18 protein-coding genes are annotated in these 18,461 nt (G+C 71.8%); 11 read left to right on the top strand and 7 right to left on the bottom strand.

The annotated features are described in order from the left end of the window. Nucleotides 1-7 precede the first annotated feature (7 nt). The 5 genes from GTY56_RS40395 to GTY56_RS06895 are packed head-to-tail and all read right to left on the bottom strand — an operon-like array spanning nt 8 to nt 4,466. Nucleotides 8-874: a hypothetical protein gene (locus GTY56_RS40395; RefSeq protein ID WP_161363518.1), complete on the bottom strand. Its 867-nt coding sequence runs from the start codon at nt 872-874 to the stop codon at nt 8-10. Beyond that, the gene (locus GTY56_RS06910; protein WP_161363515.1) at nt 871-2,196 is read right to left on the bottom strand and encodes a TrpB-like pyridoxal phosphate-dependent enzyme; all 1,326 of its coding nucleotides are present in this window, start codon (nt 2,194-2,196) and stop codon (nt 871-873) included. Before GTY56_RS06910 ends, GTY56_RS40395 begins: the two co-directional genes overlap by 4 nt. Further along, on the bottom strand, nt 2,193-2,474 hold the full coding sequence (locus GTY56_RS06905) for an acyl carrier protein (protein WP_161363514.1): 282 nt from the start codon (nt 2,472-2,474) through the stop codon (nt 2,193-2,195). Before GTY56_RS06905 ends, GTY56_RS06910 begins: the two co-directional genes overlap by 4 nt. A gap of 32 nt (nt 2,475-2,506) precedes the next feature. Continuing rightward, a complete protein-coding gene (locus GTY56_RS06900; protein WP_161363512.1) occupies nt 2,507-3,757 on the bottom strand; it encodes a glutamate-5-semialdehyde dehydrogenase in 1,251 nt (416 codons plus the stop codon). Beyond that, nucleotides 3,750-4,466: a thioesterase domain-containing protein gene (locus GTY56_RS06895; RefSeq protein ID WP_161363510.1), complete on the bottom strand. Its 717-nt coding sequence runs from the start codon at nt 4,464-4,466 to the stop codon at nt 3,750-3,752. The genes GTY56_RS06900 and GTY56_RS06895 overlap by 8 nt, the downstream gene beginning before the upstream one ends. Before the next feature lie 339 nt (nt 4,467-4,805). Between GTY56_RS06895 and GTY56_RS06890 the strand changes: the two genes are divergently transcribed. From GTY56_RS06890 to GTY56_RS06850, 9 genes are all read left to right on the top strand, one after another. Then, a complete protein-coding gene (locus GTY56_RS06890) occupies nt 4,806-6,122 on the top strand; it encodes a KamA family radical SAM protein (RefSeq protein WP_161363508.1) in 1,317 nt (438 codons plus the stop codon). Continuing rightward, nucleotides 6,119-7,372 carry a pyridoxal phosphate-dependent aminotransferase gene (locus tag GTY56_RS06885; RefSeq protein WP_202509814.1) on the top strand — a complete coding sequence of 418 codons (1,254 nt, stop codon included), beginning with the start codon at nt 6,119-6,121 and terminating at the stop codon, nt 7,370-7,372. Before GTY56_RS06890 ends, GTY56_RS06885 begins: the two co-directional genes overlap by 4 nt. An 18-nt stretch (nt 7,373-7,390) precedes the next feature. After that, the gene (locus tag GTY56_RS06880; RefSeq protein ID WP_161363506.1) at nt 7,391-7,657 is read left to right on the top strand and encodes a hypothetical protein; all 267 of its coding nucleotides are present in this window, start codon (nt 7,391-7,393) and stop codon (nt 7,655-7,657) included. Further along, the gene (locus GTY56_RS06875) at nt 7,654-8,832 is read left to right on the top strand and encodes an acyl-CoA dehydrogenase family protein (protein ID WP_161363504.1); all 1,179 of its coding nucleotides are present in this window, start codon (nt 7,654-7,656) and stop codon (nt 8,830-8,832) included. The genes GTY56_RS06880 and GTY56_RS06875 overlap by 4 nt, the downstream gene beginning before the upstream one ends. Then, complete coding sequence (locus tag GTY56_RS06870; protein ID WP_161363502.1) at nt 8,825-10,345, top strand: amino acid adenylation domain-containing protein; 1,521 nt, start codon at nt 8,825-8,827, stop codon at nt 10,343-10,345. Before GTY56_RS06875 ends, GTY56_RS06870 begins: the two co-directional genes overlap by 8 nt. After that, on the top strand, nt 10,339-11,619 hold the full coding sequence (locus GTY56_RS06865) for an aminotransferase family protein (RefSeq protein WP_161363500.1): 1,281 nt from the start codon (nt 10,339-10,341) through the stop codon (nt 11,617-11,619). The genes GTY56_RS06870 and GTY56_RS06865 overlap by 7 nt, the downstream gene beginning before the upstream one ends. Continuing rightward, nucleotides 11,616-12,875, top strand: a complete 1,260-nt coding sequence (locus GTY56_RS06860) for an ATP-grasp domain-containing protein (protein WP_161363498.1) — start codon at nt 11,616-11,618, stop codon at nt 12,873-12,875. The genes GTY56_RS06865 and GTY56_RS06860 overlap by 4 nt, the downstream gene beginning before the upstream one ends. Beyond that, nucleotides 12,868-14,121, top strand: a complete 1,254-nt coding sequence (locus tag GTY56_RS06855) for an ATP-grasp domain-containing protein (RefSeq protein ID WP_161363496.1) — start codon at nt 12,868-12,870, stop codon at nt 14,119-14,121. The genes GTY56_RS06860 and GTY56_RS06855 overlap by 8 nt, the downstream gene beginning before the upstream one ends. Before the next feature lie 75 nt (nt 14,122-14,196). Next, the gene (locus GTY56_RS06850; RefSeq protein WP_161363494.1) at nt 14,197-15,477 is read left to right on the top strand and encodes an MFS transporter; all 1,281 of its coding nucleotides are present in this window, start codon (nt 14,197-14,199) and stop codon (nt 15,475-15,477) included. Nucleotides 15,478-15,482: 5 nt separating this feature from the next. Here GTY56_RS06850 and GTY56_RS06845 read toward each other — a convergent pair whose 3' ends face one another. After that, nucleotides 15,483-16,742, bottom strand: a complete 1,260-nt coding sequence (locus GTY56_RS06845; protein ID WP_161363492.1) for an ATP-grasp domain-containing protein — start codon at nt 16,740-16,742, stop codon at nt 15,483-15,485. A gap of 115 nt (nt 16,743-16,857) precedes the next feature. Between GTY56_RS06845 and GTY56_RS06840 the strand changes: the two genes are divergently transcribed. Continuing rightward, complete coding sequence (locus GTY56_RS06840) at nt 16,858-17,283, top strand: VOC family protein (protein ID WP_161363490.1); 426 nt, start codon at nt 16,858-16,860, stop codon at nt 17,281-17,283. Nucleotides 17,284-17,409: 126 nt separating this feature from the next. On the opposite strand, the gene GTY56_RS06835 is transcribed toward GTY56_RS06840, so the two are convergent. After that, nucleotides 17,410-17,868, bottom strand: a complete 459-nt coding sequence (locus tag GTY56_RS06835) for an ATP-binding protein (protein WP_161363488.1) — start codon at nt 17,866-17,868, stop codon at nt 17,410-17,412. Between the two features lie 169 nt (nt 17,869-18,037). On the opposite strand from GTY56_RS06835, the gene GTY56_RS06830 reads away from it, so the two are divergent. Next, entirely contained in the window at nt 18,038-18,403 is a 366-nt protein-coding gene (locus GTY56_RS06830; protein WP_346345431.1) for an STAS domain-containing protein, read from the top strand. Nucleotides 18,404-18,461: the final 58 nt, after the last annotated feature.

The raw sequence follows: 18,461 nt of genomic DNA, 5'->3' as shown, positions 1-18,461 counted from the left end.
GTCTCCGTCAGGTCGGGTCGGGCGGTTCGGTCTGTTCGTCCCGGACCGCGAAGACCTCGCGGTCGGCGTGGAGCGCCGCGGCGAGGTCGGGCAGCAGGGAGTCGGGGACGGGCCGGCCGCGCTCGGCGCGGCGCAGGGCGATGAAGGCGGTGGCGGTGAGGCGGTCCCAGCGGCGCAGGTGCTCGTGGGTGTCCGGGCTTTCGCCGCGGTGCTCCCGGTAGGCCGCGTGCAGGTGACGCGCCCGGGCCATCAGCCAGGTCTCGGACGTGAGACGGCGCAGGGCGGTGAGCCGGTCGGGGTGTGCCGCGTACGCCTGGACGTAGGGGCCGGGGTCGTCGAGTGCGACCGCCGGACGGGGCGCCCGGTAGGCGGCCGGGGCGGTGAACTCCACGGCCGTGCGGGCGGTGGGGAGTTGCTCCCAGGGCAGCCGCCACCGGCCGGGGCGGGCCGGACCCCACGCCGTCTCGTTGTCGTAGGCGTCCTCCACGCATGCCTCGCCTGCTTCACCGCTGACCAGGAAGCTGTGTTCCATGCGGGCCCGGCCGGCGTAGGGCAGCCAGGGCATGTCATGGGTGTCCCCCACGGCGTAGACGACCGGTGTCCGCCGGCTGAGGGCGCGCAGGGCCTCCGGTTCCAGGTCGTGGTGGACGTGGCGCGGGACCAGGCCGATGAGGGCGCGGGCCTGACGGATGTGCGTCTGCGGAGGCGGGTCGACCGTGGGGAGGCCGTCGGGGCCGGGGCGCGGCCGGAAGCGCAGGTGCGCGCCGAGCGCGAGGTGCCGCAGGGGCTCACCCCACCGGTCGGCGAGGAGCGCCAGGTTCGCCTGGATGCAGTCCAGCATGCCGGTGCGCACGGTGACGGCCGGGGCGGTCATGTGCGGGGCTCCACCGGCGCCAGTCCGGCCACGGCCCGGGCGAGTGCCTCGTCGGGCGGCGACTGGTCCTCCACGCCGCCGTCGAGGAAGTGCTCGTACGCCGCCAGGTCCAGGTAGCCGTGCCCGCTGACGCACACCAGGACGCCCTGGGAGGCGCTCGGCGACGCCGCGATCCGTGCGGCTGCGGCGAGGGCGTGCCCGGACTCGGGGGCCGGCAGGACGCTTTCGTGCCGGGCCAGCAACCGCCCGGCGTCGAGGGCGTCGGCCTGGCTGACGGCCACCGCGTCGACGTCACCGCTGTGCCGCATGGCCGAGATGAGCTTGGCGGCACCGTGGAAGCGCAGGCCGGCGGTGTGTGCGTCGGGAATGCGGTAGTCGCTGCCGATGGTGTACATGGCTTCCAGCGGACCGCTGCCGGTGGCGTCGGTCTTGTCGTAGGCGTAGACGCCCCGGGTCAGTTTGGGCGTGCTGCCGGACTCGGCGGCGACCAGGCGGGGGCCGTCCGTGCCTTCGGCCCGGGCGGCGGCGTGGAACGGCAGGGCGATCCCGCCGAAGTTCGATCCGGCGCCGACACAGCCGACGACGGTGCCGATGCGGGCGTCCATCTCCGCGAGTTGCTCCGCCGCCTCCAGGCCGATGACCGACTGGTGCAGGATGCTGTAGGTCTCCCCGCTGCCGATGCAGAAGGCCACGTGGTCGTGGTCGGCGGCGTACTCGACTGCCTCTCCGATGGCGAGGGAGAGGCTGTTGCCGGCCGCGAGGTCCTCCTTGGCCGACACCTTGGTCATGCCGCTGGGGCTGGCATGCACCTCGGCGCCGAGCATCCGCATCAGTACGCCCCGGTAGGGCTTGCGCCGCAGGCTGGAGTCGACCATGAAGACCCGGCACCGCAGGCCGAACAGGGCGCACGCGGCCGCCATGGCGGTCCCCCACTGGCCGGCGCCGGTGCCGGTGACCAGCTCCTGGACGCCGGCCTTGCGGTAGTAGTAGGCCTGCGCGAGGGCCGTGTTGAGCTTGTGGCTCCCGGAGATGTTGACGCCCTCGTTCTTCACGTAGACGGGCACACGGGCGCCCACCGCCTCCTCGAAACCGCGGGCGCGCCACAGCGGCGTGGGGCGGTACTGGCGGTAGCGCTCGACGACGGGGGCGGGGATGTCCCAGAACTCGCGGGGGGAGACGCTGTGCCGGATGAGCTCGGCCGGAATGTTGATCTTGATTTCGCCGCCGTCACCGCCGGCCCGGGGCGGGGTGCGGTCCGGGGGCAGGGGCTCGGCCAGGTGCGGGAGGACACTGCGCCACCGGGTCGGCACGTGCGTGGTCACTGCGTCACCTCCGCCGCGGTGACGACGTCGACGAGGTCCGCCACGGTGCGGAAGCTGCGGCCCACGAACAGGTCGTCGGGAAGGGTCACGTCCAGCTCGTCCTCGATGCGCACCAGCATGCCGACGAAACCGAGGGAGTTGACCTGGAGGAGGGGTCCGACGAGGGGCTCCTCGTCGGCGATGTTCTCGGGCGGGAGGGACAGCCGGGACTCGGCGACGACCACCTTCTTGACGACGGCGGCGACGGCGGTCCTGTCCAGCGACAGTTCGGGGGGCATGGTCTGCCTTTCCGGGGTGAGGGGAAGCCGGTTCAGCCGCGCAGCGCGCCGGCGGCGTCGGTGACGTAGCTGTGGGTGACGAGCGCGGCGAGCGTCACCGGGCCGCGGACGTGGAGGCGTCCGGTGGCGATGGCGATCTCGGCGCCCAGGCCCAGGGTGGGGCCGTCGTGCAGGCGAAGTGAGCCGTTGACGACGACCATCGCCGCGTCGGCCCGGTGGCGGAAGGCGTCGGTGACCTGAGGGTCCTGGGCGATGACGCCTTCGGTGTGTCCCGAGCCGTACCGGCGGACGTGGGCGAGGGCGGCCTCCACACCGTCGACGCCCACGACGGCGACGACCGGGTCGAGGAACTCCCGGCCCAGGTCGTGCGGTTCCAGCGTCTCGACGGCCGGGCCGGGCACGGTAGGGATGTCCAGGTGTGGGTCCACGCGGAGGGTCAGCACTCCGGTACCGCCGTGCAGTTGCCGGGCCAGCGCCCGGAGATAGGCGTCGGCGACGGCGCGGTCGACCAGCACGGTCTCCACCGACGTGCAGCCGGCCGGCTCCGGCAGCTTGCTGTCCAGGGTCGCCCGGGCGGCCAGATCGAGGTCGGCGCTGCGGTGCACGTACAGGTGGTTCACTCCCCCGCCGCCGGCGATCAGCGGGATGGCGCTGGTGCGGCAGTAGTCGACGAGTGCCGGGCTGCCCCGCGGGATGAGCACGTCCACCTGGTCCGGCCGCTTCAGCAGGGCCCGCAGCAGCCGGCGGTGCGGATCGTCCAGGACGGTGACCAGGCCGGGCGGCAGTCCCGCCTCGCGGAGTGCGGCGTGCGCCGCCTGTTCGAGCGCCGCGTTGGTGGCGGTGGTTTCCTTTCCGCCGCGCAGCAGCACGGCGTTGCCGACGACGACCGGGAGCAGCGCCCCGTCGACAGTGACGGTCGGGCGGGCCTCGTAGACCATCATGACGACGCCCAGCGGCCGGGGGACGCGCTGGACCCGGCGTGCAGCGCCGGACACGGGCACGTCCGTCTCCCGCACGGCGGCCAGCTCGCGGCGGGCCTGTGCGGTCAGCTCCATCATGCGGTCGAGGTGGGCGTCGGTCAGGCGCAGCCGGTTCACCAGGGTGGGGGGCATACCCGCGTGCTCGGCCTCTTTGACGTCGGTGGCGTTGGCAGCGGTGATCTGCGGCCAGTGGTCGGTCAACTGCCCGGCCAGCGCCTCGCAGTAGCGGACGTAGGCGGCGTCACCGACCGGAGGCGCGGCGTCGAACGCCGCGCGGGCGCGGTCCAGCAGCTCATCAGGCACGGAGTGCTCCCGTCGGGGCCAGGAAGGCGGTGAGGTGGTCGAGCAGCACCGGGAGGCGTTCGCGGTCGAACGCGGTGAAGTGGTCGCCGGTGAGCGGTCGCACGGTCAGGTCCTCCGTCGCGGCGCGCCACGCGGCCAGGTGGGCGTCGTTGTCCTCGTCGGCGCAGGGCAGGAGCAGGGTGGGGCAGTCGTGGTGCTGCGTCACCCGGTAGGACAGGACCGCGTCCAGGTGTGCGTCGGTCGTGCGGGCAACGCGGTCGGGCGCGACCGCGCTCTCCTCGGCGAGGGAGTCGTGGACCCGTCGGCGCCATCGCCGCACGGCCGAGGGATCGGCGTCGATGCCCGCCGAGGGACTGTCGACCATGACGACGTGCGGCCGGTGGCCGTCGGCCCGCATCCGTGCCGCCAGCTCCCAACCGAGGACTCCTCCGAGCGACCAGCCGAACAGCAGGTCCGGTGGCTGCGGAAGCCGGCGCAGCAACGCGGAGTACCGGTCCGTCATCGCGGCCACCGTGCGGTCCGGGCGCTCGCCCTCGGCCAGGCCGTGGCCCCGGATCCCGAACACCGGGCCGGTGCGGCGCAACGCGAACCCGACGCCCGTGTACGCACCGAGGCCGCCGCCCGCGGGGTGGATGAGGACGCTGCACCTGCCGGGCCTGGGGCGGCCCATGGGCATCAGCAGCGGCCGGCTGTCCTCAGCGCCTTTCACGGGGCAAGTCCGCGACGCGGGATATCGCTCATCAACGATCTTTCCTTCCGCGTTCATTGATATCGACAGTCAGCGATTTCCACCCTCCTCGCCCTGCAAACTCAACCCCCTCACATCGCATCGGAAAGGCTTATCGCGACGGCAAGAAGCGTTATATATGCAGCTCAGAGCGGTGCGATGCGGTTACTTTATGAGGGGATAGGGATTTCTTGGCGGCTGATGGGTGTGCCGTGAATCAACCCATGCCTGCCGGGTAATCGGCGGTCGACGCCATGACCGCCGAGAGGGTGGATCTGTCGTCGCACAGGTATTTCGTCGAGCCCATTCGAAGGACCTCGTATGACTCTGATGGTCGACCAACCGGTCGCCGGCACCCGCTTTCGGGCGTTCGGCCCGCGCCAGATCGACGACATCGCCCGGCGCTACGGCCTCGACCCCGACCTGCGGGCGGGTATCGCCCTGCTGGCCCACGTCCTCCCGTTCCGGGTCAACGAGTACGTGCTGAACGAACTCATCGACTGGAGCCGCCCGGAGGAGGACCCGATGTTCCGGTTGGTCTTCCCGCAGCGAGGCATGCTGCCGGAGCGGGACGAGCGTGCCCTGGAGGCGCTCGTACGCTCCGGTGCGCCCTCGTCCGGGATCCGCGCGGAGGTCGCCCGCATCCGCGCCGGCCTCAACCCGCATCCGTCGGGCCAGCGCGAGTACAACGTGCCGGTTCACGACGGGGAGAAGGTGCCGGGCCTCCAGCACAAGTACCGGGAGACCGTCCTGTACTTCCCCACCCAGGGGCAGTCCTGCCACTCCTTCTGCACGTACTGCTTCCGCTGGGCGCAGTTCGTGGGCGACCCCTCCCTGCGCTTCGCGGCGCCCAACCCCGACCGACTCGGCCGCTACCTGCGCGACCACCCGGTGGTCAGCGACGTGCTGGTCACCGGCGGCGACCCGATGGTCATGAGCACCGAGCGGCTGCGGGGCCACCTCGAACCGCTGCTGGGCATCCCGAGCGTCAACACCCTCCGTATCGGCACCAAGTCCCTGGCGTACTGGCCGCAGCGCTTCGTCAGCGACGCCGACTCCGAGGCACTGCTCCGCCTCTTCGAGCAGGTCGCGGCGGCGGGCAAACAGGTCGCGGTCATGGCGCACTTCACCCATCCCCGGGAGCTGCGGTCCACGGTGGTGACCGAGGCGCTGCGCCGCATCCGCTCGACCGGCGCGGTGGTCTACTGCCAGGCTCCGATGGTCGCGCACGTCAACGACGACGCCGACACCTGGGCGCAGATGTGGAAGGCCGAACTGGCCGCCGGCGCCGTGCCGTACTACATGTTCGTCGAGCGGGACACCGGACCCTACGACTACTTCAAGGTGCCGCTGGCCCGGGCCGTGGAGATCTTCCACACCGCGTACCGCACGCTGCCCGGCCTCGCCCGCACGGTCCGCGGGCCGGTCATGTCCACCACTCCCGGCAAGGTGGTCGTCGACGGGGTGGAGAACCACTCCGGCGGCCGCTCCTTCCACCTGCGCATGGCGCAGGCCCGCAACCCCGCGCTGGTCGGGCGGCCCTTCCGCGCCCACTACGACACGACGGCCGCCTGGCTGAGCGATCTTCGCCTGGCCGAGGACGTGCCGCAGGACATCAGGGAGGCGCTGCGGCCATGACGTCCCCCATGTCACCGAACCTGGCGCTCAACGAGCGGGTGGCCGGGCTGCGCGCCGAGGGCCGTTCGATCGTCCACCTCGGCTTCGGCGAGTCCCGGCTGCCGGCCTTCGCCCCCCTCGTGGAGCGGCTCCGTGACGGCGCCCGTCGCAACGCCTACGGACCGGTGGCCGGCGCCCCTGAAGCGCTCGCCTCGGTCAGCGGCTACTTCGGCCGCCGCGGCCTGCCCACCGGCCCGGAGGACGTCATGCTCGGCCCGGGCAGCAAACCGCTGCTCATGGCGCTGAACCTGGTCCTGCCCGGTGACGTCCTGCTGCCCAGGCCGTGCTGGAACTCCTATGCGCCACAAGCACGTATGGCGGGCAAGCGGGTCCACGGCGTACCGATCCCGGCCTCGTGCGGAGGAATTCCGGACCCGGCCCTGCTCGGGGCGGCCATCGCCGAGGCCCGCCGGGAAGGCGGTGATCCCCGCATCGTCGTGCTCACCCTCCCGGACAATCCCACCGGCACGCTGGCCGGCCCGGACCTTGTCCGGGAAGTCTGCGCGATCGCCGAGGCCGAGGACCTGATGATCGTCTCGGACGAGATCTACCGCGACGTGATGCACCGGCCCGACGCGGCCTTCCTGAGTCCGGCAGAGGTGGTTCCGCACCGCACCGTGGTGACCACGGGTCTGTCGAAGTCGCTCGCCGTGGGCGGCTGGCGGATCGGTGCGCTGCGGGTGCCGCCGGGCGAGGTGGGGCGGCGGCTGCGCGGTTCCCTGACCGCCGTCGCCAGTGACATGTGGTCCACGCTGTCCGGACCCATGCAGGAGGTGGCGGCGTACGCCTTCGCCGATCCGCCGGAGATCAGGGCGCGCCTGGCCGCCAGTGCCCGGCTGCACGGCGCGGTCGCCCGGGCCGTGCACGCCGCCGCGGTCGCGGCCGGTGCGACGTGCCGGCCTCCCACCGGCGCCTTCTACGTCTACCCGGACTTCGAGCCGATGCGGCAGCGGCTGGCCTCGCGCGGAGTGGACGACGCCGAGTCCCTGGGCCGCTGCCTGCTCGACGAACAGGGCCTCGCCGTCCTGGCCGGGCACCTCCTCGGCGACGACCCACGGGCCCTGCGCTTCAAGGCCGCCACCAGCATGCTCTACGGCGACACGGACGACGAGCAGGAGGCCGCCCTCGCGGCGGCCGACCCGCTCGCCCTGCCGCACGTCGCCGACGCCCTCACCCGCGTCGAAGAAGGCCTCGCCAAACTCGGCGCCTGACCGTAATCGGGAGAACCCATGGACACACCCGGCATTCGCACGGTCGTCACACGGATCACCGCCGAGGTCCTCGACGTCGCCCCGGCCGATCTGCGCGCCGTCGGCGCCCTGACCGATCTGCCCACCTTCAGTTCCTTCCGGATCGTGGAGATCGTGGAACGCATCGAGGAGGAACTGGAGACGGAGGTGGACGCCGGCGAGCTCACCCCGGACAACCTGACCCGCCTGGACACGCTGGTCGCCCTCTTCGAGCGGACCGTCGCGGGAAGCGGGATGGCCGCATGACCGTCACCGAAGCCCGCCGCACCGGATGGGCACCGGCCGACCTCGACCGCGCGGTCGCCGAGGTCGAAACGGTGGCGGCACGGCACGCCGCCGACTGCGACCGCGACGCCCGCTTCCCCCACGAGACGCTGGAGGCGATGCGCCGCACCGGCCTCCTGGGACTGATGGTGCCCGCCGAGGACGGCGGACCGGGCGGCGACCTGACCGATCTGGCAGCCGTCAGCAACCGCCTCTCCCGCACCTGCATGTCCGTCGGCATGATCTTCACCATGCACTGCCAGCAGGTGGCGGCGATCGTCCGTCACGGTGGCGCCCTGCGCGCCACGCTGCTGCCCCGCATCGTCCGCGGCGATCTCTACCTGGCGTCCGTGACCACCGAGGCCACCACCGGTGGGCACCTGCTCTCCTCGGGCACGGCGCTCACGGCGGACGGTGCCACGGCACACCTCGACCGCTTCGCTCCCGTGGTCACCGGCGGGGGCTGCGCCGACGGCTTTCTGATCACCGTCCAGGCCCCCGGCGCCACCTCGCCCTCCCGGACGTCACTCGTCTACGCCGACCGGGAACAGCTCACGGTCACCGTGCGGGGCGGCTGGAACCCGATGGGCATGCGCGCGACGCACAGCGCACCCCTGCACCTGGCGGGGGACATCCCGACCGGGCAGGTGATCGGCGAGCACGGGGCGTTCCGGGACATCGCCGTGCGCACCTTCGCGCCGATGGCGCACGTGGGATGGGCGGCATGCTGGCTGGGCGCGGCGGACGGGGCGCTCCAGCGCACCGTGGCACTGCTGCGGGCCGAGCGCCGCCGCCACGACCTGGACTCCCCGCTCCTGCTGGGCCGTCTGTCCCGGGTGCGGCAGCGGCTCGACACGGTCCACGCCCTGGTCGGCCACGCCGTCTCGGTCCTGTCCTCGGCCGAGGACACCACGACCGCGCCCGTGCAACTCCTGGTCAACGCGGTGAAGTTGACCGCGTCCGAGCTGTGTCCGGCGGCGGCCGACGAACTGGTGGAGCTGCTGGGCATGCGGCACGGCTATCTGCGCGACTCCCCGACCGGCCTGGAGCGGACCCTGCGCGACCTGCGGTCCGCGCCCCTCAACTACAGCAACGACCGCCTGCACGCGGCCGACGGCGTGCTGGTGCTGATGGACCGGGAGGTCCGCCATGTCTGACACGCTGCACGCCCTGTTCGCCGAGAGTGCCCGCCGGCACGCGGACCGCGCCGCGCTGTGCACGGGCGGTGCCACCCTCACCTACCGGGAACTGTCCCTGGCCGCCGACCGGTTGGCGGCCCACCTCGGTCCCGTGCCGCACGGGGCCCGGGTCGGACTGCTCGCCTCCCGCACTCCCCTGGCGTACGCCGGTTACCTCGCCGTCCTGCGAGCCGGTGCGACCGTGGTGCCCCTGAACCCGGTCTTCCCTCCGCAGCGCAACGCCACCATCGCCGCCCGGGCCGGGCTGTGGACGGTCCTCGCGGACACCGCGCTCACGGGATCACTGGCCGAGACGTCGGTCCCGCTCACGCTCGCGGACGCGAGCGGCGCCCCGGTGGGCGGGCCGGTCGCGCCGAGCACCTCCGCAGGTGGGACGGGCCGCGGGGAGAGCCCCGCCTACATCCTGTTCACCTCCGGCTCGACGGGCGTGCCGAAGGGGCTCCCCATCGCCCACGGCAACGTGCTGCCCTACGTCGCCCACCAGGTGGCCCGCTACGACGTCGGCCCGGGCCGGCGGCTGAGCCAGACCTTCGACCTGACCTTCGACCCGTCCGTGTTCGACATGTTCGTCACCTGGGCCGGCGGCGCGACCCTCGTCGTACCGCAGCGGGAGGAGCTGGCCGATCCGGTCGCCTTCGCCCACCGGCACCGGCTGAGCCACTGGTTCTCCGTGCCGTCGGTGGTCTCCCTCGCCGCCCGCATGCGCCGGCTGCCGGCCGGCTCACTGCCCGACCTGCGGTGGGGGCTGTTCGCCGGGGAGCAGCTCACCCTCAAACAGGCGGCGGCCTGGCACCGTGCCGCGCCCGGCGCCGCCATCGAGAACCTCTACGGCCCGACCGAGCTGACGGTCACCTGCACCGCCTACCGGCTGCCCGCCGACCCCGCCGACTGGCCGCGGACCCGCAACGCCTCCGTCCCGATCGGCCGCTGCCTGCCCCATCTGGAACACATCGTCGTGGACGACGACGGCAACACCGCCCGCGAGGGCGAACTGTGCGTGCGCGGGGCCCAGCGGTTCGCCGGTTACCTGGACCCGGAGAACAACGCGGACCGCTTCCTCGCCCGGGAGCCGGGCAGTCCCGCCCGCGTGTACGACGGCGACGACGCTCCCCCGCCGTCGCTGTGGTACGGCACCGGCGACCGGGTGGTGGCAGAGGAGGACGGCTCCCTGACCCATCTGGGCCGCCTGGACGCGCAGGTCCAGGTGCACGGCTACCGCGTGGAACTGGGGGAAGTGGAAGCGGCCGTGGGCAGCCACCCGGAGGTGGAGGACGCCGCCGTGGTCTTCGACGGCACCGACCTGAAGGCCATGTACGTCGGCTCGTCCGTGCCCCCGCAGGAACTGGCCGGCTGGGTTGCGGCCAAGCTCCCGGCCTACATGGTGCCGGGGCGGTTCCTGCGCGTGGAGCGCTTCCCCCTCAACGACAACGGCAAGCTCGACCGCAAGAGGCTGGAGACGCTGGCATGCTGAGGAACGACCACGACGCCCTCTGGTACAACGCGATCACCCCGTCGGCCATCGAGGACGGCGGCATCGACCGCAGCGCCGTCACCCGCGGCAAGGGGTGCTGGGTGCAGGACCACACCGGCACCTGGTTCCTGGACGCGCGCGCCGCGCTGTGGAACACCACCCTCGGCTACAGCGCCGAGCGGATCGTGGAGGCTATGACCGGGCAGTTGCGGCGGCTGCCGGTCGCCCAGACCATCCGGTACGAGGAACCGGGGGACGCCGCGCTCGCCTACGCCCGCCGGCTGGTGGGGGCGCTGCCCGACCCGCTCAACCACGTCCGCTTCGGCAGCACCGGGTCACAGATGACGACGGCGTCGGTCCTGCTGTCGCGGTTCGTGCGGAAGGTGCGCGGGGAGTCGGGCCGCGTGAAGGTCATCGGGTTCACCAACGGCTACCACGGCACCGGAGGGGTCGCGAGCGCGCTGACCGGCGAGCGCCAGATGCACGCGCTCCAGACCCCGCTCGTCCCGGACGTCCACCACGTGAAGCCCTGGGACATGGCGGCACTCACCAAGGCCGTGGAGCGACACGGTCCGCAGAGCGTCACGGCGATCATCGTGGAACCGATCATGGGCACCGACGTGATCGCCGCCCCGGACGGGGTGTTGCGGCAGATCCGTGAGCTGTGCGACCGGCACGGCATCCACCTCATCGCCGACGAGGTCACGACCGGGTTCGGCCGCACCGGCGCTCTGTCGGTGATGGCCGACCGGGAGGTGCTGCCCGATCTGCTGATCCTCGGCAAGGGGATCACCTCCGGATACTTTCCCTTGGCGGCACTGGTCTGCTCCGACGCCGTCTTCGACGAGGCGATCTCCCGCCCCGAGTACGTCTTCCCGCACGGTTGCACCGCGGACGGGCATCCCGTCGCCATGGCCGCGGGCTCGGCCGTCCTGGACGAACTGGCCGACGGAACGCTCCTGGCCCAGGTGCGCTCGACCGGCGAGTCGATACGGCAGCGGCTGCGGGAAGCAGCGGCGAGCGTCCCCCTCGTGCACGACGTACGCGGCGAGGGGCTCATGATCGGCGTCGAGTTGCGCCAGGACGGCACACGGCTCGGGGCCGGGGAGATGGCCCGGATCAGGCAGGCCTGCAAGGCGGCCGGCCTGCTGCTGACCAGCACCAACAACACGCTGGTGCTGATGCCGCCGTTGGTGCTGAGCACCGACGAGGCGGGTGAACTCGTCGAACGTCTCACCACCGCGCTGCGGACCGTCGCCCGGGACGGCCTGTGAACCGCGCCGCCGTCGCCGTCGTCGACGGCTTCGGCTCGGCAGCCAGACTCGCCAAGGCCTTCGACGCGGCCGGGTATGACTGCGTCCGGGTGCAGAGCACCGTGGACATCCCCGGCCACTACCGCAGCGAACTCGATCTCGGTCCGTATGTCGACAACCTCGTCCACACCGGCGACGTGGGCGCCACCGCACGGGCACTCCGGGCTCACCGGCCGCTCGCCGTGATCGCCGGAGCCGAGCAGGGCGTCGAACTCGCCGACGCACTGTGCGAGGCGGCGGGCCTGCCCGGCAACGGAACCGCGCTCAGCTACGCCCGCCGCACCAAGGACGCCCAGATCGACACCGTGGCGGCGGCGGGTCTGCCGACGGCGCGTCAGCTGCGGGTGCAGGGAGCGGACCAACTGGCGGCCTGGCACGCCGGCCTCGGCGCGCGCGTCGTGGTCAAGCCGATCCGCAGTGCCCGCAATGACGGCGTGACCATCTGCGACACGCCGGGCGAGTCCGTCACCGCCTACCACCGCGTCCAGTCCGCGATCAACGACTTCGGCCACCGCAACGAGGGTGTGGTCGCCCAGGAGTACCTGCTCGGCACCGAGTTCGTCGTCAACACCGTGAGCTGGGAAGGCCGTCACCGCGTCACCGACACCTGGCGCTACAGCAAGATCGACGTCAACGGCGTCCTGGACCGTATCAACGGCGTCATCTCGCTGCCCGAGGCCGATCCCCGGGGTGCGCTCCTGCACCGCTACGCCTTCGGCGTCCTGGACGCCCTCGGCATCCGCTACGGCCCCGCCCACCTGGAGATCATGCTCACCGCGGACGGGCCACGGCTGGTGGAGGCCGGGGCGCGGCTCTGCGGTTCGGACGTCGCCCGCTACGCCGTCCTCGCGACCGGCGAGTCACAGATCGACCGTACCGTCCAGGCGTACGTGAACAGCCCCGCGTTCCTCGCCGAGGTGGACAGTCCCCACCGCCGGCACGCGCACGCGGCGATGGCCTTCCTCGCCTCCCCCGTCGAGGGCCGCCTCAAGTCCTACCCGCTCCTGGACCGGGTCGAGCGGCTGGACAGCTACCAGGGCATGACGATGCGGGTCACGCCCGGCCGGCCTCTGCGCCGCACGGTCGACGACAGCTCCGAACCCCTCACGATCGGACTGGCGCACAGCGAAGCCTCGACGGTGGAGAAGGACTTCCAGACCATCTGCTACCTCGACGGACACGGCTTCTACGAACTGGAGACAGGCGAGCATGGGTAACCGACGCACCATCGCCCTCGTCGACCCCTACGGCGCGGTCAACAAGGTGGGCAGCGCGTTCCGCGAGGCGGGCATCGACTGCGTCCGGGTGCAGTCAACGCCCGAAGTACCGCCGTCCTACGGGCCGGCCGAGCTGACCGGCTACATGGACAACCTCGTGCACGACGGCGACCTGGACCACATGGTCAAGCGGCTGGCAGCGGTGGATCCCGAAGCGGTCGTCGTGGGCAGCGAACTGGGCGTCGAGTTCACCGACCGGCTCAACGAGGCCCTGGGTCTCCCCGGCAACGGCACCGCGCTCAGTGAGGCCCGGCGCGACAAGTTCGTCCAGATCGAGACGGTGCGCGCGGCGGGCCTGCCCGCGACGCGGCAGATCCGCGTGGAGGACGCCGGCCACCTGTCGGCATGGCATGAGGAATGCGGTGGACGCATCGTCGTCAAGCCCGTGCGCAGCGCCCGCAACGACGGTGTCGCGTTCTGCGGCACACCGTCGGAGTCGGTCGCCGCCTACCACCGCATCATGTCCCGCGACAGCGTCTTCGACGTGCCCAACGAGGGCGTCGTCGCCCAGGAGTACCTGCGCGGCGCCGAGTTCGTCGTCAACACCGTCAGCTGCCGGGGCCACCACCGCATCACCGACGTCTGGCGTTACCAGAAGATCACCGTCAACGGCATGCGCGACCGGATCAACGGCATGACGTCGGTCCCGCCGGACGACGCCGACCTGCGGGTGCTCGCCGACTACTCGTACGCCGTACTCGACGCTCTCGGCATCGAGTACGGGCCCGTCCACCTGGAGGTCATGCTCACCGGTGCGGGGCCGCGCCTGGTCGAAGCGGGCGCACGCCTGTGCGGAGCCGATGTCGCGCGGTACGCGGTGCTGCTGACCGGGGAGTCACAGATCGACCGGACCGTCCAGGCGTACGTGGACCCCGAAGGGTTCCTGAACGAGTACCGGGAACCGTACGCCCTGGACCATCACGGCGCCATGGCCTTCTTCGCCTCACCGGTCGAAGGAGTGCTGCGGGGCTACCCGCGCGCGGGGCTGATCGAACAGCTGGAGAGCTGCCGGGGAGTCACCCTGCGCGTCAAGCCCGGAGAGCGAATCCAGCGGACCGTCGACGACGAGGGTGAACCGGTCGTGGTCGGCCTCATCCACCCCGATCGCTCCGTGCTGCTACAGGACTTCGCCACCGTGTGCTACCTCGACGGCTTCGGTTTCTACGACGTCGATCCGGGGCACTGAGAGTCACCCGCGGCCTCCGGCCCGACCGGGGTCGCGTGGCCCGACGTTGATGCACGTCTACGACAAGGGAGCACCGTGGCCAAGGGCTGGCGCAGGGACTTCAGGTTCGTCTGGGCGGGCGAGACCGCTTCACTGGTCGGCACGCAGGTCTATCAACTGGCCATGCCGTTGACGGCGGTACTGACACTGGACGCCACCCCGGGGCAGCTCGGCCTGCTCGGCGCGCTGACCTTCGCGCCCTACCTGGTCCTCGGACTGCCCGCCGGGGTTCTGATCGACCGCTGGCAGCGCCGGGGGGTGCTGATCCTCTCCAGCCTCGGCCAGGCGGTCTCGATCGGCGCCATCCCGGTCCTGGCCGCTCTCGACCGGCTGACCTTCGGATGGCTGCTGGCCATGGCCTGCGTCGCCGGCACCGCGCGGGTGTTCTTCACCATCGCCTACCGCTCGTACCTCCCGGCGATCGTTCCACCGGAGCATCTCACCGGCGCCAACTCCCGTCTGACGGCCAGCGAATCGGTCGCCGAGATCGGCGGTCCCGGACTCGGTGGGGCCTTGGTGCAGATCGTCGGTGCGCCGTTCGCCCTGCTGGTCGACGCGGTCTCCTACCTCGCCTCCGCGGTGGGTGTCGGCGCCGTGCGCCGGCGCGAGAAGCCGGTCGAGCCCGACCCGGCACCGCTGCGCTCCCAGGTGGGGCAGGGATTCCGGTTCACCTTCGCCAATCCGTACCTGCGGGCCACCCTCGGCGAGGCCGCGAGCTACAACATCTGCTGGCAGATCGTCCTGACCATCCTGGCCCTGTTCGCCGTCCGGGAGCTGGACATGAGCCCGGGCACCCTGGGCGTGATGCTCTCGATCGGAGCGGTGGGCGCGCTGCTGGGCGCGGCGCTCACCGACCGTCTCGCCCACCGGGTGGGGCTGGGTTCCACCTTGATCGCCGCGGCGGTCGTCGGGGACCTGGCTCCGCTGCTGCTGCCCGCCGCGTACAAGGGGATGTGGGCGGCTCCGCTGTTCGCGGTGGCGTTCTTCATCCAGGGCTTCGGCATCACCGCGTGCAACGTGCACACCATGACGATCCGTCAGATGGTCACGCCGGAGCACCTGCTGGGCCGCACCAACGCGGCCTACATGTTCGTCGCTCTGGGCGTCAAACCGGTCGGCTCACTGCTGGGGGGCTGGCTGGGCAGCCAACTGGGGCTGCGCGCCGCCCTGCTCATCGGCACCCTGGGGTTGCTGAGCACCAGCCTGTTCCTGGTGCTGTCCCCGCTGCGCACGGTGCGCGATCTGAACAGCCTGCTCCCCCACCGGCCGGGCGAGCCGGGCGAGCCCGAGGAGCGTGCTGCGGTGCGTACGCCCTGAGCGACTCAGGGCGCAGGCACCGGCGTCCCGTCCGGGGCCACCCGCACGCGCAGTGCTGTCCCCGCCTTCTCCAGCGCGGCCCGGCACGCATCGGCGTCTTCGTCCGCGGCGATCGCGTACGCGACCCGGCCGTCCATCAAGCCGCGTGGGGGCGGGGACTTGACCTCGCCCTGATGGGCCAAGGGGCCGCAGTGCACGATCTGGGCGGGCAGTCCTGCGTCCTCGAACCGCACGTCCTCGATGACGCTGTCCTCCCGCTCCGGGTAGAAGAACCGGATCGCGCAGACGCGGCGGCGCGCGGCTGTGGCGAGCCCGGGCGGTCGCCCGCAGGCCACGGCGGCAGCGGCCAGTCCCAAATCGGCGCCGCCCCCGAGCAGATGGAGGTACGGGATCATCCCGCCCCCTATCCGCGCATTGACCTCGATGAGCTTCGGACCGTCCGAGGTCAGCCTGATCTCGGTGTGCGTCACGCCGTCGGTGAAGCCCAGCGCGGTGTGCGCCCGGGTGACGGCGTCCATCAGGGCACCGTCGGACCACAGCGGGTCGGCCGGGTCGACGACATGCCCGGTCTCCTCGAAGTACGGTGCGAAGCCGAGCTCCTTGCGGGCGAGGCAGACGGGCCTCACCGCGCCGCGGTGCACCACGCAGTCGACGCTGATCTCCGGTCCGCGGGCGAACTCCTCCACCAGGATGTTGCTCGCGTACGTCGGCAGCTCCGGAGCCATGGCGCCGCTCGCGTCGGTGAACTCGATCGTCCTGCGCAACTGGGAGGGACTGTCCGCCTTCACGACACCGAAACTGCCCGCCAGCGCCCTGGGCTTGAGAACGACCGGGTAGCCGATGCCGTCCGCCGCCTCCAGCGCTTCCTCCAGGCCGGAGACCAGGTGGTGCCGGGGCTGCGGCACATCTCCGGCGTCGAGCAGGACGCGCGTGCGGTGCTTGTCCCGGCACCGCTCGATGACCTCGGGGTCACCGGGCAGCCCGAGGGCCGCCGCGATGCGGGCCGACTGCACGATGTAGGTCTCGTCCCAGCAGATCACACCGTCGAAGGGCTGCTTCCGCGCCGCGTGCACCGCCGCGCGCACCAGCTCCTCGGTGTCCGTGAGGTCGGCGACCACCGTGCAGTCGTCGATGTGGGCCCGCTCCCAGGTCGGCGGCACCGTCGTGACCAGATGAATCCGGTACTCCCGGCTGATCGACCGTAAGAGGTACTCGCGGTAAGCACGGAGTCCCGGTGTGATCACGAGCAGGTGCGCCTTGTCCATAGGCGCCGCCTACCCCTCGACCGCGGTCTGAGTCCCGTCCCGTGCCGGTGCTGTGGGCCTCGCCGACCCGTTTCGATCGCGCTCACCGGGCACACTGACTGCCGGAGGTGATCACATGTCAGAACAGGGATCGCTGAAGATGCATCAGGTGGTGCTCGACAGCACCGACATCCGAGGACTCGCGGAGTTCTACCGGTCGTTGCTCGGTCTGGTCTACGGCCCGGGGGACGAGCCGCCCGAGGCCGGTGAGCACGACGAACGAGGGCAGGACTGGCTGGTGCTGCGCACTCCCGACGGCGCGCCCCGGCTGGCCTTCCAGCACGTCGACCGGTTGACGCCGCCGACGTGGCCCGACGGCCCGGTGCCGCAGCAGCTGCACCTGGACCTGAGCGTGACGTCGATCGAGGATCTCAAGGCACAGCATGAGCGCGTGCTGAGCCTCGGCGGCCGTCTGCTGTCCGACAACAAGCAGGGGCCCGACGAACCCTTCCGGGTCTACGCCGATCCCGCGGGCCATCCGTTCTGCATCTTCGTCGCCTGAGCGCACGCCGGCGCGTTCGTCGCCTGGGCGCACGCCGGCGTGCGCCCAGTGATCGTACGGCTCAACGGCACCCGCGGCGCAGGCAGGACGACGACCGGGCTCGCCGAACCGGCCATGGAGAACACGTCACAGGTGGCCGGGCCCGTCGGCCAGGGCGATCCGGGCGGTGATGCGTTTGCCCACCGGCTCCCGCTGCACCTCGAAGTCCTCGGCCACGGCCTTCACGATCTCCAGGCCGTGCTGGCCGATCCTGCTGGGGTCGGTGGCGCGGGCCGCGGGGATCTTGGGGTCGCTGTCCCACACCGTGATCTCCACGGCGCGGACGCTGATGCGCAGTTCCAGCAGGACGGGTCCGGGCGCGTACTTGCGGGTGTTGGTGACGAGCTCGCTGACCACCAGCTGGGTGAGGTCCCTCGCCCGGGCGGAAACGGGCAGGTGCTGGTCGTCGCTCGCCCGGTCGAGGAACGCAGCGGCGTGATGGCGGGCGTCCGCGATGCAGCTGTCGTCTCCGTCCAAGGCGTACCCGACGCGCAGGAGATGCACGTCCGGTGTCGTACAGCCGTCACCGTCGGCAGCAGATTCCACTGGCCTCGCCCTCACTCCCCGTTCACGCGCGCCGGTACCCGTTCTGCGGCCCTGCATGCCACAAAGGTGTCGTTCGGCACAGCCGCCCGGGTGCATCCGGCCGGGGCGGTGGGGCAGAATCAACCGTGCACGTTCTGACCGGGCAAGCCTAAACACAATCGAGGAGCAGGTGTCCCAGCACGAGAAAGCGGACCGGCCGGGCCGGCTCCACACCGAACACCGCATGGCCGGAGACATCCGGGTCGTGACGCTGCGGGGTGAGATCGATCACGATGTCCAGGACGTGCTCAGCGAGGCCCTTCTGGTCGAGGGCGGCGCGGTGCCGCCGCGGACGGTCGCGGATCTCAGCGGCGTGACCTTCATGGACTCCAGCGGCATCAACATCTTCGTCGCCGCACACCAGCAGGCGAGCAGCGCGGACGGCTGGGTGCGTATCGCGGGCGCTCAGCGATCGGTGCTGCGTGTCCTGGAGCTGGTCGGCGTCGACACCCTCATCCCCTGCCACCCCACCACGGAGCAGGCCCTGGCCTCCTGATCAGCCTCTACAGGGAACGACCGTGCCCAGTCGGGCGCCTTTCCCCGGTCCTGTCGGC

This window comes from Streptomyces sp. SID5643, assembly GCF_009872555.1.
Classification (GTDB): domain Bacteria; phylum Actinomycetota; class Actinomycetes; order Streptomycetales; family Streptomycetaceae; genus Streptomyces; species Streptomyces iakyrus.
The sequence above is the reverse complement of the archived record's forward strand: the minus strand, read 5'-3'. Positions and strand labels throughout refer to the sequence as shown.

What these genes read in the sequence shown, in the direction of transcription:
- GTY56_RS40395 (WP_161363518.1), bottom strand. Translation starts at nt 874, where the DNA reads ATGACCGCCCCGGCCGTCACCGTGCGCACCGGCATGCTGGACTGCATC.
- GTY56_RS06905 (WP_161363514.1), bottom strand. Translation starts at nt 2,474, where the DNA reads ATGCCCCCCGAACTGTCGCTGGACAGGACCGCCGTCGCCGCCGTCGTC.
- GTY56_RS06890 (WP_161363508.1), top strand. Translation starts at nt 4,806, where the DNA reads ATGACTCTGATGGTCGACCAACCGGTCGCCGGCACCCGCTTTCGGGCG.
- GTY56_RS06885 (WP_202509814.1), top strand. Translation starts at nt 6,119, where the DNA reads ATGACGTCCCCCATGTCACCGAACCTGGCGCTCAACGAGCGGGTGGCC.
- GTY56_RS06880 (WP_161363506.1), top strand. Translation starts at nt 7,391, where the DNA reads ATGGACACACCCGGCATTCGCACGGTCGTCACACGGATCACCGCCGAG.
- GTY56_RS06875 (WP_161363504.1), top strand. Translation starts at nt 7,654, where the DNA reads ATGACCGTCACCGAAGCCCGCCGCACCGGATGGGCACCGGCCGACCTC.
- GTY56_RS06870 (WP_161363502.1), top strand. Translation starts at nt 8,825, where the DNA reads ATGTCTGACACGCTGCACGCCCTGTTCGCCGAGAGTGCCCGCCGGCAC.
- GTY56_RS06865 (WP_161363500.1), top strand. Translation starts at nt 10,339, where the DNA reads ATGCTGAGGAACGACCACGACGCCCTCTGGTACAACGCGATCACCCCG.
- GTY56_RS06855 (WP_161363496.1), top strand. Translation starts at nt 12,868, where the DNA reads ATGGGTAACCGACGCACCATCGCCCTCGTCGACCCCTACGGCGCGGTC.
- GTY56_RS06845 (WP_161363492.1), bottom strand. Translation starts at nt 16,742, where the DNA reads ATGGACAAGGCGCACCTGCTCGTGATCACACCGGGACTCCGTGCTTAC.
- GTY56_RS06840 (WP_161363490.1), top strand. Translation starts at nt 16,858, where the DNA reads ATGTCAGAACAGGGATCGCTGAAGATGCATCAGGTGGTGCTCGACAGC.